15 protein-coding genes are annotated in these 14,162 nt (G+C 70.4%); 7 read left to right on the forward strand and 8 right to left on the reverse strand.

Going from position 1 to position 14,162, the window contains the following annotated elements:
• Nucleotides 1-76 precede the first annotated feature (76 nt).
• The gene (locus AB0B61_RS56925) at nucleotides 77-256 is read right to left on the reverse strand and encodes a hypothetical protein (RefSeq protein ID WP_358450586.1); all 180 of its coding nucleotides are present in this window, start codon (nucleotides 254-256) and stop codon (nucleotides 77-79) included.
• A gap of 260 nt (nucleotides 257-516) precedes the next feature.
• Here AB0B61_RS56925 and AB0B61_RS56930 point away from each other — a divergent pair, with 260 nt between their 5' ends.
• Together AB0B61_RS56930 and AB0B61_RS56935 are read left to right on the forward strand one after the other, a co-directional pair.
• Entirely contained in the window at nucleotides 517-1,011 is a 495-nt protein-coding gene (locus AB0B61_RS56930; RefSeq protein WP_358450589.1) for a cupin domain-containing protein, read from the forward strand.
• Between the two features lie 72 nt (nucleotides 1,012-1,083).
• Nucleotides 1,084-2,112 (forward strand): AsnC family transcriptional regulator, encoded by a 1,029-nt coding sequence (locus AB0B61_RS56935; RefSeq protein ID WP_358450592.1) that lies wholly within the window; start codon nucleotides 1,084-1,086, stop codon nucleotides 2,110-2,112.
• Here AB0B61_RS56935 and AB0B61_RS56940 read toward each other — a convergent pair.
• From AB0B61_RS56940 to AB0B61_RS56960, 5 genes are all read right to left on the reverse strand, one after another.
• A complete protein-coding gene (locus AB0B61_RS56940; protein WP_358450594.1) occupies nucleotides 2,045-3,199 on the reverse strand; it encodes a carboxylesterase family protein in 1,155 nt (384 codons plus the stop codon). The genes AB0B61_RS56935 and AB0B61_RS56940 overlap by 68 nt on opposite strands.
• 37 nt (nucleotides 3,200-3,236) lie before the next feature.
• Nucleotides 3,237-4,118, reverse strand: coding sequence for a VOC family protein (locus AB0B61_RS56945; protein WP_358450597.1), 882 nt, complete (start codon nucleotides 4,116-4,118; stop codon nucleotides 3,237-3,239).
• 149 nt (nucleotides 4,119-4,267) lie between these two features.
• Nucleotides 4,268-5,128 carry a haloalkane dehalogenase gene (locus tag AB0B61_RS56950; RefSeq protein WP_358450600.1) on the reverse strand — a complete coding sequence of 287 codons (861 nt, stop codon included), beginning with the start codon at nucleotides 5,126-5,128 and terminating at the stop codon, nucleotides 4,268-4,270.
• A 10-nt stretch (nucleotides 5,129-5,138) separates the two neighbouring features.
• Nucleotides 5,139-5,552 carry a pyridoxamine 5'-phosphate oxidase family protein gene (locus AB0B61_RS56955; protein WP_358450603.1) on the reverse strand — a complete coding sequence of 138 codons (414 nt, stop codon included), beginning with the start codon at nucleotides 5,550-5,552 and terminating at the stop codon, nucleotides 5,139-5,141.
• Nucleotides 5,549-6,358: an NAD(P)H-binding protein gene (locus AB0B61_RS56960; protein ID WP_358450606.1), complete on the reverse strand. Its 810-nt coding sequence runs from the start codon at nucleotides 6,356-6,358 to the stop codon at nucleotides 5,549-5,551. The genes AB0B61_RS56955 and AB0B61_RS56960 overlap by 4 nt, the downstream gene beginning before the upstream one ends.
• Nucleotides 6,359-6,527: 169 nt before the next feature.
• Here AB0B61_RS56960 and AB0B61_RS56965 point away from each other — a divergent pair, with 169 nt between their 5' ends.
• From AB0B61_RS56965 to AB0B61_RS56980, 4 genes are all read left to right on the forward strand, one after another.
• Nucleotides 6,528-7,511, forward strand: coding sequence for a LacI family DNA-binding transcriptional regulator (locus AB0B61_RS56965; RefSeq protein ID WP_358450609.1), 984 nt, complete (start codon nucleotides 6,528-6,530; stop codon nucleotides 7,509-7,511).
• 151 nt (nucleotides 7,512-7,662) lie between these two features.
• A complete protein-coding gene (locus tag AB0B61_RS56970) occupies nucleotides 7,663-8,889 on the forward strand; it encodes an MFS transporter (protein WP_358450612.1) in 1,227 nt (408 codons plus the stop codon).
• A gap of 41 nt (nucleotides 8,890-8,930) precedes the next feature.
• Nucleotides 8,931-9,395 carry a hypothetical protein gene (locus AB0B61_RS56975; RefSeq protein ID WP_358450615.1) on the forward strand — a complete coding sequence of 155 codons (465 nt, stop codon included), beginning with the start codon at nucleotides 8,931-8,933 and terminating at the stop codon, nucleotides 9,393-9,395.
• Between the two features lie 136 nt (nucleotides 9,396-9,531).
• The gene (locus AB0B61_RS56980; RefSeq protein ID WP_358450617.1) at nucleotides 9,532-11,082 is read left to right on the forward strand and encodes a M4 family metallopeptidase; all 1,551 of its coding nucleotides are present in this window, start codon (nucleotides 9,532-9,534) and stop codon (nucleotides 11,080-11,082) included.
• A 66-nt stretch (nucleotides 11,083-11,148) separates the two neighbouring features.
• Here the strand turns inward: AB0B61_RS56980 and AB0B61_RS56985 are convergent, their stop codons facing one another.
• Both AB0B61_RS56985 and AB0B61_RS56990 read right to left on the reverse strand, forming a co-directional pair.
• Complete coding sequence (locus AB0B61_RS56985; protein ID WP_358450620.1) at nucleotides 11,149-11,625, reverse strand: MarR family transcriptional regulator; 477 nt, start codon at nucleotides 11,623-11,625, stop codon at nucleotides 11,149-11,151.
• Nucleotides 11,622-13,100 (reverse strand): MFS transporter, encoded by a 1,479-nt coding sequence (locus AB0B61_RS56990; protein WP_358450623.1) that lies wholly within the window; start codon nucleotides 13,098-13,100, stop codon nucleotides 11,622-11,624. Before AB0B61_RS56990 ends, AB0B61_RS56985 begins: the two co-directional genes overlap by 4 nt.
• Nucleotides 13,101-13,271: 171 nt before the next feature.
• On the opposite strand from AB0B61_RS56990, the gene AB0B61_RS56995 reads away from it, so the two are divergent.
• The coding region (locus AB0B61_RS56995) for a glycoside hydrolase family 3 N-terminal domain-containing protein (RefSeq protein WP_358450626.1) at nucleotides 13,272-14,162 on the forward strand (891 nt) is incomplete at its 3' end.

A 14,162-nucleotide genomic window follows, 5' to 3' on the forward strand; every position in this document is an offset into this window, starting at 1 on the left:
ACCAACGCCGACGCGTACGGTTGGCCTGCACACATCAAACGATCAACCCAGCGGCATGAGGGTACGACCATCCCCCTCAAAATCGAAGAACCGCCTTGAGCGAGGCCGCGGTGTCGACGACGCGGCGGGCCTGGTGGCGGGCCGCCTGCAGGATCACCTCGCCGGGCGGGCCGTCGCCGGCCACGTGGGAGGTGCCGTAGGGATTGCCCGACTGCCGAAGCGGCTGGGGGTGCCGAACAGCACCGCGTCGGCCCACTCCAGATCGTCGTGGCCGGCCTCGGTGACGTCGGCAGTAAATGATCGCGACCTTGACGGGTTCCATGGTCGGTCGGCTCCTTCGCGTTCGGTTCACCGGTAGGACGACGTAGCCCCGCGCGATGTGAGGTGACGCGCCTGGACACCTCGCTCGCCGGATGTTGGCTCAATCGAACAGGCCGGAATCGGCTCTCCCGACGGGCCGCCTCATCCCGTAGGGTCGGGCCGCCCGGAATGATCCACCGCTAGGAGCGAGTAACGATGTCCTATCCGCCGCCCCGATACTTGACGGAACACGGGATCGCCAGCGCGACCTACCGGTCGGCCGACGCACCGCCGGACCTGACGATCGGAGTCAAGTCCCGGGTCGGTTATCTGGCGACCGGCGCGAGCACCGATGGCCAATTCGGTCTCTACCGCTGGGACATGGCCGCGATCCCGAACGGTCCCGGCGCCCACTTTCACCGGACCTTTTCCGAGTCGTTCTTCGTCCTGGAGGGGACTGTCTCGCTGTACGACGGCGAGCGATGGCTGGACGCGACACCGGGCGATTTCCTGTACGTGCCGCCAGGCGGAGTCCACGGCTTCAGTAACAATTCCGATGCGCCCGCGTCCATGCTGGTGCTGTTCACGCCGGGGGCGCCCCGGGAGGCGTACTTCCAGGAGCTCGCCGAAATCGTCGCGGCCGGCCGGCAGCTCACCGACGAGGAATGGACCGAGCTTTATGCCGCGCACGACCAATACGCCGTACCGTGAACCACGCGCGGCTCTGGCGGCTGCCTCTTGAGGCGGCCGCGGCGGCATCGCCTGGACATTTAGCCTGTCTGGGTGGAACCAGTCGTCCTGGATGAGCTTGATCGAGCGATCGTTCACGCGCTGCACGTCGATGGACGTGCGGCGTTCAGGCAGATCGCGGCCGTGCTGGAGGTGTCGGATCAGACGGTGGCCCGACGTTATCGGCGGCTTCGTTCGGCCGGTGCGTTGCGGGTGGTGGGGCAGCCGGTGGCGCAGCGGCTGGGCTGGGTGGAGTGGGTATTACGTATCCAGGCCCTGCCGGAGGCGGCCACGGCGATCGCCGATGCGCTGGCGCGCAGGGACGACACCTCATGGGTGAGCCTGACCTCGGGCGGCACGCAGATCGTCTGTGTCGTCCAGGCGCGGGATCGGCGGCGACGAGACGCTCTGCTCCTCGGACAGCTGCCCCGTACGCCGCAGGTCACCGGGGTCAGTGCTCATTGCGTGTTGCGGGTGTTCGCCGGGGGTCCTACCGGGTGGCACGGACGGGCCGACGCGCTCACCTCCGGGCAGATCGCGGCGCTGGTGCCCGGACCAGGCGACCTGTCCGGGAAGGCCGTCGTGTCGGGCGAGGAGGACGAGCACCTGCTTGCGGTGCTCGCCCAGGACGGGCGGGCGGGATACGCCGAGCTGGCCAAGGCGATCGGGGCCTCGGAGATGACGGCCCGGCGCAGGCTGGAGTACCTGCGCCGGGCCGGGGCGGTCTTCTTCGACGTGGACATCGACCCGTTGCTTCTGGGATACGACACGATCGCGATGTTGTGGCTGACCGTTGAGCCATCCGCGCTCCGGCAGACGGCCGAGGCGGTGGCCGGGCACCCCGAGGTCGCCTTCGTGGCGGCGACCACCGGCACGACGAACCTGCTGGTATTCGCGGCCTGCCGGGATGTGCCCGCTCTCTACGAGTACCTGGAGACCGGGATCGGCGCCCTGCCGGGTGTCCGGCAGTTGGAGAGCGCGCCGATCATCCGCAGCAGCAAACGGGTCGGTGCGACTATGCGAAGTGATGCACGAACGAGCCCTGGTCGTAGCGACGCCAGCCGGGTGACTCGCCGTGGATGAAGGCGATCCAGGGCCGCTGGACCTGCTCGACCAGGCGTTCCAGATCGGCCGGGTCGGCCCCGGCCAGCATCGGCGCGTCTCGCCACGCCCGCAGGCCGCCGAACACGAACGGCAACTCGACGCAGTGGCAGGCCCCGAGCGCGCTACCGGCGGGAGACCAGTCGAACTGGTAGGCGTGGGCGGTGGTCATGGCCGCCGCCAGTTCCAGGCTGCCGTGGCGGAACAGCCGATCGGTCTCCTCCTCCGCCGGGCCGGGGAAGAACGCCCTGGCCTCATCCCGGGTGGTTCCGATCAGCGTGGGGATGTCCCGAGGAGCATCGGTCAGCACCGGGTCCTCGACCAGTTGGAAGGGCGGAGTGACCTCGCCTGGCCTGGCGGTGCGCCGGGCGACCTCGCTCTGGGCGGCCAGAACCGACGCGGTCGGCGCCGTCATGACATCGGCGCCCAGCACCTCGAGGAAGAGTTCGGCGATGGACGTGGCCTGGTCGAGGTCGTAGGGGCGTACACCCGCGGGCAGACTCTGCAGGATGACCCGCTGAAACAGCTCGCCGCAGTCCGGATGGCGCAGCATGGCCAGCGCCGACATCGCACCGGCGGACTGGCCGGCCAGCGTCACGCGGTCCGGATCTCCGCCGAAGCGAGCGACGTTCCGCCGCACCCACCGCAGCGCCAGCATCTGGTCGAGCAGGCCGAGGTTGGCCTGACCGCCGGGCCGGTACAGGTATCCCAGAGCGCCCAGCCGATAGGTGACCGTGATCACCACCATCTCGCCGCGCCGGGCCAGCAGCGCACCGTCGTACCACGCCTCGCCGCCCGAGCCGCTGGTGAACCCGCCGCCATGCAGCCACACCAGGACGGGAAGCCCGCTGCCGCCCGGAGCCCAGACGTCCAACGACAGGCAGTCCTCGTCCTGCTCGAGCCCGCTGCCGGGGCCCATGACGTGCGCGAGGCGGGAGGCCGGCTGCGGCGCGGCCCGCCCCGGCAGCGGCGCTCCAGGCATGCCATCAAGGTCCGGTACGACCCGCGGCGCCGACAGCCGATCGGCCCTGCCGTACCGGATGCCGGCGAACGCGCCGGTGAGGCTCATGACCGCACCTCACGGAAGGCGAGCGTGGCGGTGAGGCTCATGACCGCACCTCGCGGAAGGCGAGCGCGGCGCCGCGTGCTTGGGCCGCGCCGACGAAGAACCCGCCGCCCGGCAGGTCCCGCGTGGCGAAGCCGTTGCCCTCCACCAGTGTGCGGGCGGCGGCGAGATCGGCGACCGCCACCGTCTGTCCGGCCATGTACGGCAGGGCCGGAACGTCCTCGCCGGGCAGCACCTCGGCGAAGCCGGAGACCGGGACGATCTCCATCTGCCCAAGCGCGAGCCGCAGTACCTGGCGCGGCCCGTCGGCGACCGGCATCACATCCAGGATGCGGGCATACCGTTGCACGGTGGCGGCCAGGCCACTGTCGTTCACCACCAGCAGGACGCTCTCCAGATGGGTGGCTCCGTTGGGGTGGCGCAGGTAGCGGGGCTGGTGGATGAGTTCGGGCGTCAGATGGCAGGCGGCGTGGACCAGCCCCTCGGGCGTGAGCGCCCTCTCCAGGTGGATAGCCTGGAACCGTGCCGTCGCGGTGCCGTCCGGGGTCTCTACCTCGCGCTGCAGGGGCAGGACGCCCGAGGAGGACAGCCCGGCCGCGCGCAGCCGCTCTTCGGTCACGGCCGCGTCGGCGCAGCCGAACGAGTTGCCGTGCAGGCCCTCGTACTGAGCGATCAGCGAGCGGATGTTCCACGGATCGACGCTTCCGTCGCCGAACAGGCCGAGTAGTTCCAGGTAGTTGCCGCCGAACAGGGCGCACCGGTTACCGGCGCCCATGGGCTCGCGCTCGCCGCCGGGACGATGGGAACCCATGTGCATCGACAGCGGGCTCAGGGTGAAGCCCAATGCCTCGTAGGTGGTGGCGGTGGTGTCCATGTCCGTGGTGTACAGGACCGAGTGATCGATCCGGTCAATGTCCGTCATGAGCCGAGACTGCACGCCACCTGGCCCCGTACCCCAGTCACCCGGCTTCATGTGATGAATCTCGACACGAGAAGCTCTCCCATGAGAGAGACACCCCATCCTCCTCGCCTGCCGGCGGCGAAGAGGCCGCCGGGTGACCGTGGCTCTGGTCAGCGGAGGCCGTGCCGGTCCGCCCAGGCCGAGATGGCCGTGCCGATCAGGACGGGGTGGTCCTCCGGGGTGTGGTGCCCGGCGGGCTCCTCGGAGTGTTCGATCTCCAGGGCGGCCATGTTGGCCGCGCACCACGCGATCATGTCCGCGTGCATCATCGCCCCCGGCCCGGGCGCGAACGTGAGCAGCAGCTTGGGCACGTCCGCACTGGCCGCCAGCCACCGGTCGTAGGCCTCGACCCTGGCCACGACGTCGGCGGGCTCGCCGCCCAGCGGCATCGCGCGCGGCCACTGCAGGAGCGGCAGCCGGCTCTCGCGTGTCGGGTACGGCTTGCGATAGGCGTCGAGGTCTCCCTGGGAGATCGGGGTGGCGACGGTGCCCGGCAGCCCCTGCTCGATGAAGGCGTTGTCGTCCAGGATCATCGCCTCGCCGACCCCCTCGGTCTTGATCGCCCGGAACAGCTCGCGGCCGCCCTCGGGGAACTCCTCCCAGGTCATCGGCTTGACGATGGTCTCGGTGAACGCGATGCCGCGCACCCGATCCGGGTGCCGCGTGGCCCAGTCGAAGGCCAGGGCGCCACCCCAGTCATGCCCGACCAGCACCACGTCCTGGAGGTCCAGCGCGTCGAACCAGGCGTCCAGGTAACGGGCGTGATCGGCGAAGGTGTAGTCGATATCAGGTTTGCCCGACTCGCCCATGCCGATCAGGTCGGGGGCCAGGAGCCGTCCGGGTCCCACGGCCGGCATGACCTCTCGCCACAGGTGGGACGAGGTCGGGTTGCCGTGCAGGAAGACGATCGGCGCCCCGGCGCCGGACTCCCGGTAGTGCAGGGTCGAGTCGAGAATGTGCTGAACAGCCATGATCCAGTCCTTAGTCAAGGTTGAGCTGAGTGATGCGATCGACCGCGATCTCGATGACCACGCGGCCGGGCGGATGGGGTGGCGGCGATCCGTAGCGCTCGGCATAGCGCCTGACGCCTTCGGACACCCGATCGGGTACGTCGTGCACAGCGGCGACGCCCTCGAGCGTCACCCACCGGAACCCCACCGCCTGGCAGAGCGCCGCACGGCCGCCCTGCCCGGCGAGGTTTCTGGCCTTCCGGGTGCTGCCGATGGTCAGGACCCGGGCCAGCCCCGCCACCTCGTCCCAGGTGAAGCGCACCGCGACCACATGCGGTGAGTCGTCGGGACGCAGGGTGGTGAGGGTGGCGACGTGCGGCTCGGCGAGGAAACCCGCGACCGCCGTGGCCGTCCGAAGGCTCGGAAGGTGGGGGGCCGGGCTCATCGGAAGGCGGGGAGGTTGCGCGCGGCCCAGTCGGCGAAGGTGCGCGGCGCGCGGCCGAGCACGTGCTGGACGTCGGGGCTGACGGTCTGCTCGGCCGCGGTCGGCTCGCCCAGGATGGCCAGCGTGCCCTCGACGACGGGCGCGGGCATCACCTGGAGCATCTGCGCGCGTGCCTCCTCGCGGGTCTGCTCCACGAACCGCACCGGCTCGCCGAGCGCCGCGCCGAGCGCCGCCGCCCGCTCGCGCGGGGTGACCAGCGCGGGACCGGTCAGCTCATAGGTACGGCCGGAGTGCCCTGACTCGCGCAGGACCGCGGCCGCGACCGCGGCGATGTCGGCCGGGTCGATGGTCGGCAGCCCGACGTCCCCGAAGGGCGCGGCGGCGGTGCGCCGCGTGCGGACGGATTCGGCCCAGGCGTAGGCGTTGGAGTCGAAGCCGCCCGGCCGCAGGATCGTGAAGTCCAGCCCCGACTCGCGCACCGCCTGTTCGAACAGGGCCGGGTGCCGGTAGACCTCGGGACGGGTGCCCGCTCCCTGCGAGGAGAGCAGGACGACCCGCTTGACGTCCGCGGCCTCCTTGAGAATCCCGTACGGGTCGTCTCCGGCCACGAGGAGGAAGAGCGCGTCGGCGCCTTCCAGCGCGGAGCGGAGGCTCGTGGGGTCGTTCAGGTCGGCCGGGCTGTGCCGTACACCCTCGGCGAACTGGGCGGACTGGCGGGACACGGCCGTGACCTGCTCGCCCGCCGCGGCGAGGATGCTGACGAGCTCGCGTCCGACGTTACCTGTGGCGCCCGTGACAACGATCATGATGTTGCTCCCGATCAGATTCTTAGTTAGTTGGCTGACTGAGAAGAACAATAGTGTGTCCGCGCGGTACTTGTCCACTGTTAGTTAGATGACTGACTCGGAAAACCCTCGGCCGGGCTCCGGCGGCACCACTGTTACGATTCAGCCCGGAGCCGTACTGGGGGGATGGATGGCAGCCAGGCAGCGCCGGATCACCTCGATCGATGTGGCCAGGGAGGCCGGGGTCTCGCAGACCACGGTCAGCTACGTGCTCAACAACGTGCCGCACCAGAAGATCTCCGAGGAGACCCGGAGCAGGATCTTCGCGGCGGTCGACAAGCTCGGCTACGCCCCCTCAGCCGCCGCGCGCACCCTGCGCCGGGGCCGCAGTGACCTCGTGCTGATCGTGCTGTCCGACGTGCCGCTCGGCGCCACGCTGGCCCAGCTCGTCGAGCACCTCACCGACGACCTCGAACGACACGGCCTGACCGCGATCACCCGGCGCGAACGCCGCCTGCCCGTGGCGGCGCTCGCCCGCGAGCTGGAGCCGACCGCCATCGTCGCCTTCACCGCCATCTCCCCAGAAGACCGGGCGAGCCTGCGGGCGGCCGGCATCAAGCTGGTCAGCGCCCGGCTCGACGGCGGCGGCGAGAACGTCCTGACGCTGCCGCAGACCGAGATCGGCCGCCTTCAGGCCGGGCATCTCGCCGCCACCGGGCGCCGCCGCATCGGCTACGCGGCGCCGGACGATCCGCGCGTACGCGACTTCTACCACCTGCGTCTCGGCGGCGTCCGGCAAACCTGCGCCGAGCTGGGGCTGGAGCCGCCGGACGTACGCGATGTCCCGCTCGACACGGCCACGGCCGCCGAGGTTGCGCGCGGCTGGCACGCCGGGGGCGTCGACGGAGTCTGCGCCTACAACGACGAGACGGCGTTCGCGCTGCTGGCCGGGATGCGGACCGCGGGCCTGGCCGCCCCCGGCGACCTCGCGGTGATCGGCGTGGACGACATCCCGCTCGCGCCCTTCGCCGTGCCGCCCCTGACCACGGTCGACCAGCACACCCAGACCGTGGCCGGGCACCTGACGGAGATGATCCTGCGGGCTGACGGCGCGCGCTCGCCGCAGTCCCCGCGGACCGAGACCGCGGGCCTGGTGATCCGCGAGTCCGCCTGACCCGGGGTGTGAGACCGCGAGCCTGGTGATCCACGAGTCCGCCTGACCCCGGGTCCGAGACAGCCGACGGCGCGACCGTCGCCGAGGACCCTTGAGGGGACGCGAAAATGCGTTGCTGGGGACGCCCTCCAGAACGTATGGTCTTGCGCTCGTGATCGCAGTGGTGGAGAGGGTCCTGCCTGCCCGGCTGGGGACAGGGTTTCGGTGGTTGCTGGCCTCGAGCTGGCTGACGAATCTCGGTGACGGGGCCGCGGCCGCCGCGGGCCCGCTGCTGATCGCGACGTTGACCCGCGACCCGCTGATGATCTCACTGTCGGCCCTGGCGGGCTGGGCGCCACCGCTGCTGTTCAGCCTGTACGCGGGCGTGCTGTCGGATCGGCACGACCGGCGCAGGATCGTGCTCGTCGCGAACGCGGTACGGGCCCTGGTGCTGGCGGCGCTCGTCGCGCTCATGGTGACCGGCACGGTGACCGTGGCGACGGCGCTGGCGGCGCTCACGCTCCGAAGCATCGCCGAGGTGTTCGCCGACAGCGCGACGGCCACGCTGACGCCCATGATGGTCGCCAAGGACGATCTCGTCATCGCCAACGCCCGCCTGGGCACCGGATTCATCACACTCAATCAGCTCGCCGGGCCGCCGGTCGGCGCGGCACTGTTCGGCCTGGGCTTCACCTGGCCGTTCGCGGGCCAGCTGCTCCTGGTGCTGGCGGGAATCGTCCTGGTCTCCCGGATCACGTTGCCGCCGCACGGCCGGCAGGCCGACGATCCCAAGCCGAACGCCGTACGGGAACTCATCGCCGGGTTCACCTGGACCATCCGGCACGCGGCGGTCCGCACGCTGGCGCTCACCATCCTGATCTTCAACTTCACGTTCGGCGCGGCCTGGTCGGTTCTCGTCCTCTACACCCAGGAACAGCTCGGCCTGGGCGCCATGGGGTTCGGTCTGATGACCACCATCGGCGGGATCGGCGGCCTGATCGGCACCGGCCTGTACGGGGCCATCACCCGTAGCGTGAGCCTCGGCGCCCTGATGCGGATCGGACTCATCATCGAGACGTTCACCCACCTGGGCCTGGCCCTGACCCATTCACCGTGGGTCGCCGGGGCCATCTTCCTGGCCTTCGGCGCGCACGCCTTCATCTGGGGCACGACCTCGGTCACCGTCCGCCAGCGCGCGGTCCCGCGCGAACTCCAGGGCCGGGTGGGCAGCGTCAACGCCATCTGCGTCTATGCCGGTCTGGTGGTCGGCTCGTTGATCGGCGGTGTCCTGGCCACCCGCTTCGGTGTCGCGGCGCCCTTCTGGTTCGCCTTCGCCGGCTCCGCGGTGTTCGTCGTGCTGCTGTGGCGGCAGCTCATGCTCATCGCCCACGACGACTGAGTAGGCTGGCCGCAGCTTCCCGACCAGTGAAGGAGACGTTGATGACCGCCGACGCGACGATGGCCCGGATCGGCCAGGGGGTGGAGTTACATCACCACCGAGGTCAGCCCGACGCCGCTCGCGACCTGTTCGCGCAGATCTGGGATGACATCGGCGGCGAGCAGGGCGATCCGCTGCATGTCTGCGTCCTGGCCCACTCGATGGCCGATGTGCAGGACGACGTGCACCAGGAGCTGATGTGGGATCTGCGAGCGCTCGCCGCCGCTGATCGGGTCACCGATGAGCAGGTGGCGCAGGCCGGGGTGGCGCTTCCGGTGGCGGGCCTGTATCCGTCGTTGCATCTGAACCTGAGTGAGTGTTATCGCAAGCTGGGCGATCTCGCTCGCGCCCGTGAGCACCTCCAGCAGGCCCGGGCCGGAATCGGCGCGCTCGGCGACGACGACTACGGGCGACTCATCAAGGACGGCCTGGAGCGGGTGGCCGAACAGCTGGATGACGCCACCTGACCGCGCGCGCTGCGCCCCATACCACGGCGGTATGGGCAAATTGGGAGGTATCACTTAGGTCACTCGCGATGCGAGTCTGAGTGCGACCCCAGCCGGCCGGGGCTCGTCCACTCCACCCCCCTGAGGAGCCACGAGCGTGAACCCCAAGCTCAGGTTGGGCGCTGCCGCCATACTCGCGTTAGCCCTGACCATCACCGCACCGGCGGGCGTCACAAGCGCGAACGCCCAGGCGGCCGACCCACCCTCACCCTCGGAACGCGGCACCGCGGTGGCGACCGCGCAGAGCGTCATCGCGTCCAACCGGACGCAGCTCCTGGCCGCCGACCAGGACGCCTTCTCCCTGTCGTCGAGCATCGCCGGCGTCAACGGCATACAGCACCTCACGTACGCGCGTACCTACGCCGGCCTGCCCGTCTACGGCGGCGAGGTAGTCGTCACGACCGACAAGGCCGGCAAGGCCGTCAGCACGATCGACACCGGCCAGCAGGCGAAGATCGCCCTGGACACCAAGCCGCAGATCGCCGCGCAGGCGGCGGCGGACACGGCCCGCAACGTGGCGCCCAAGGCCACCTCGATCAGCACACCGGCTCTCGTGGTGCACGCCGCCACGACCACGCCACGCCTGGCGTGGGAGGTCGTGGCCGCCACCGCCGACCAGTCGAGCATCCTGCACGTGTACGTGGACGCGCGTGACGGCCAGGTCATCGACAAGTGGGACCAGGTGGTCGACGGCACCGGCAACAGCTACTACAACGGCAACCCGGTCACCATCGCCACATCCCCGTCGTACCGGATGGTCGACCCCACGCGCACCGGCGTCCAGTGTGGCGGCCAGAACGGCTCGGTCTACACCAAGACGACCGACAGCTGGGGCAACGGCAGCGGCACGAACCTGGAGACGGCCTGCGTCGACGCGCTGTTCGCGGTCCAGCACGAATGGAGCATGCTCAGCGAGTGGCTCGGTCGCAACGGCATCAACGGCTCGGGCCGCGGCTACCCCGCGAGGGTCGGGCTGAACGACGCCAACGCCTTCTGGAACGGGTCGTACGCCTCCTTCGGCCGCAACTCCGCGAGCACCAGGCAGGCCACGTCGATGGACGTCGTCGGGCACGAGTTCGGCCACGGCGTCTTCCAGTTCTCCGGCGGCAGCAGCGGCAGCGGCAACGAGGCCGGCGGCCTGAACGAGTCGACGGGTGACATCTTCGGCGCGCTGACCGAGGCGTACGCCAACGAGCCGGCCAGCCTCGACCCGCCCGACTACCTGGTCGGCGAGGAGGTCAACCTGGTGGGCAGCGGCGAGATCAGGAACATGTACAACCCGTCGGCGGAGGGCCACCCGAACTGCTACAGCTCCTCCATCCCGAGCACGGAGGTGCACGCGGCGGCCGGACCGCAGAACCACTGGTTCTACCTGCTGGCCGAGGGCACGAACCCGAACGGAAAGCCGGCCAGCACCCGGTGTGACGGCGGCGCGGCCATCACCGGCGTCGGCGTCCGCAAGGCGGGCCAGATCTTCCAGACCGGCCTGAACATGAAGACGGCTCCGTGGACGCACGCCAAGGCGCGCGTGGCCACGCTGCGGGCGACCAAGACGCTGTTCACCGGCTGTGTCGAGTTCAACGTCGTCAAGGCGGCCTGGAGCGGGGTGAACGTACCCGCGCAGAGCGGCGAACCGACCTGTCCCTGAGCACGATGGCGCCCTGTTCGGCGTGGATTGTCCGCAATCCGCCCGAGCAGGGCGCTTCCGGCCGTCTCAGGACGCTTGTTCGCTCGTCATCTCGGCGGGTGACTGAAGCTTGGCCATGATCCGGTCGAGGGCGGCCAGCTCCGCCGGCTCCAGCGCCAGCAGGGCGCGCGGTGGCCGGGCCAGGATGCGTTCGGCCTGCTCGGCGGCGGCGACGCCGTCCGGGGTGAGGGTGACGAGCTTGGAGCGGCGATCGTCGGGATGCACGCTGCGCTCGACGTAGCCCGCCCGCTCCAGGTTGTCCACGACCAGCGTGGTGTACGGCTTCTCCGTGGCCAGGCGGGCGGTCAGCTCGCGCATGGTGAGCGGGCCGCCCAGCAGGCGGCGTAGCGCCTTGGCCCGGAAGAAGCTCATGCCGAGCGTGTCGGCGACCTCCTTGCGGCGATTTTCCTGCTTCAGGACGAGGAAGCACATGGCCGCCCAGGAACGGGCGACGGCGTCCCGCGCGGCCTCGCCGGTCCCGCTGTCGTTCGTCGCGTCGCTCATACGGTGCCCGCCATCCTGTGGATCAGCCGCTCCGTCGTGTGCTCGGCGGTGCGCCTGGCCCAGCGGCTCGTGGTGAGGATACCGAGCACCAGCACGACCGCGCCGGATGCCGTGCAGATCCACCAGCCGATGTGGCTGGCCTGCGAGAAACCCGTACGCCATGGCCCCTGAACGGCGGCGGCGACCAATGATCCGAGCACCGCGACGCCGAGTGCCTGGCCGATCTGGCGGCTGGTGGAGGCCACGGCGGCGGCGACCCCGGCCTGGGCACTCGGCATGCCGGAGACGGCGGTGTTCGTGATCGGGGCGTTGACCATGCCGAAGCCGAGCCCGAAGACCACGTACGAGGCCATGAGCTGCCACGTCGGGGTGTCGGCCGTGAGCCCGGTCAGGATCAGCGCGCTCACGGACATGGCGCCGCCGGCGACGATCAGTGGCACGCGCGGTCCGGCGCCGCCGACGATCCGCCCGGACAGCGGCGCGCACACCACCGTCAGCCCGGCCATCGGCAGGGTGAGCAGCCCCGCGTGCAGCGCCGAGTAGCCGAGGACGTCCTGCAGGTAGAGGGTGTTGAGGAACAGGAACCCGCCGAGCGAGGCGAACGCGCAGATCGCGATGACCGTCGCCCCCGCGAAGGGGACACTGCGGAAGAACCTCGGGTTGATCAGCGGTTGCGCCCGGCGCAGCTCGTACGGGATGAGCAGCGCCAGTGCCAGCGCAGCCGCCCCGCAGTAGGCAATGGTCTGCGCCGAGCCCCACCCGGCGGACGGCGCCTCGATGACACCGTAGGTCAGCCCGGCCAGCAGCACGATGACCAGGAGCTGCCCGACGGGATCCATCGGGCGGGCCCGGGGGGCTCGCGACTCGGGCACGAACATGGCGCACAGGACGAGCGCGGCCAGTCCCACGGGAATGTTGATCCAGAAGATCGTCTGCCAGGTGCCCCAATCCACCAGCGCCCCGCCGATCACGGGCCCCAGGGCCATGCTGATCCCGACCACGCCACCCCACACGCCGATGGCGCGTGCCCGCTCCCTCGGATCGGTGAACGTGTTCGTGATGATCGACATGGCGACCGGGTTGAGCATGGAGCCGCCGACGGCCTGCAGCGCCCGCGCGGCGACCAGCCAGCCGAGGCTCGGCGCGAGCGAGCACAGCAGGGAGCCCAGTGTGAACAGCGCCAGGCCCGTCTGGAAGGTGCGGCGCCGCCCGAACCTGTCCGCGGTCGAGCCGGAGAGCATGAGCAGGCTGGCCAGTACGACCGTGTAGGCGACGATGATCCACTGCAGGCCGGAGACGGAGGCGTGCAGGTCGCGCTGGATGGCGGGCAGGGCGACGTTCACGATCGTGTTGTCCAGGCCCACGATGAACAGGCTCAGGCAGCAGATCGCGAGGATGAGCAGCCGCCGCCGGCGGTCCGGCCCTGGTGGCCCGGTCTCCTTGAGGGTGGTGACGGGCTCATTAGTTCCTGGCATATAACAATTATATTCATGTAACCAAATGCCGGGCTCGGCTCGACCAAGCCTCCCGCCTCTTGTGCTCCCCTCGGGGCTGCGGCTACGTTTACGGATACGTCTCACTTCTACGTATCAGTAGTGGGAAAGACGTGCCCCAACGCCATCACCCCCGACCTCAGGGACCCCCTCATGAAGCTGGAAAGCCTTGTCGCCGCCCTACCCCTGGAGCGGAAGGTGAGGCTGCTCACCGGCGCCGACTTCTGGTCGCTCCACCCCGAACCGGCCGTCGGCCTGCGCCGGCTGGTCGTCTCCGACGGCCCGGCCGGTGTCCGCGGCGAGATCTGGGACGAGCGCGACACCTCCGTGAACGTGCCCTCGCCCACCGCCCTCGCCGCCACCTGGGACGAGACCCGCGTCGAGGCGATCGGCCGCCTGCTGGCCGCCGAGTCGCGGCGCAAGGGCGTGGACGTCCTGCTCGCTCCCACGGTCAACCTGCACAGGACCCCGTACGGCGGGCGCCACTTCGAGTGCTTCAGCGAGGACCCGCTGCTGACGGCCAGGATCGGCGTCGCGTACGTACGGGGCGTGCAGGGCGGGGGAGTGGGCGCGACGGTCAAGCACTTCGTCGCCAACGACTCCGAGACCCAGCGGATGACCCTCGACGCCCGGGTGGACGAGCGGACGCTCCGCGAGCTCTACCTGGCGCCCTTCGAAGCCATCGTCCGGGAGGGCGAGGTGTGGGCGGTGATGGCTGCCTACAACGGCGTGAACGGCGCGACCATGACCGAGAACCCGCTGCTGCAGGACGTCCTGCGGGACGAGTGGGGGTTCGACGGGGTCGTGATGTCCGACTGGTTCGCCACCCGTTCGACGGCGGCGGCCGGGAACGCGGCGCTCGATCTGGTGATGCCCGGGCCGTCGGGTCCGTGGGGTGAGGCGCTGGTGGCGGCGGTACGGGCGGGCACGGTTCCGGAGTCGGCCGTCGACGAGAAGGTGCTGCGCATCCTCCGCCTGGCCGCCCGAGTCGGCGCCCTGGACACCGCCGGCACCGCCGGCACCGCCGCCGACACCGCGGCCGTC

It is taken from the genome of Nonomuraea sp. NPDC049158 (assembly GCF_040648335.1).
Classification (GTDB): Bacteria; Actinomycetota; Actinomycetes; order Streptosporangiales; family Streptosporangiaceae; genus Nonomuraea.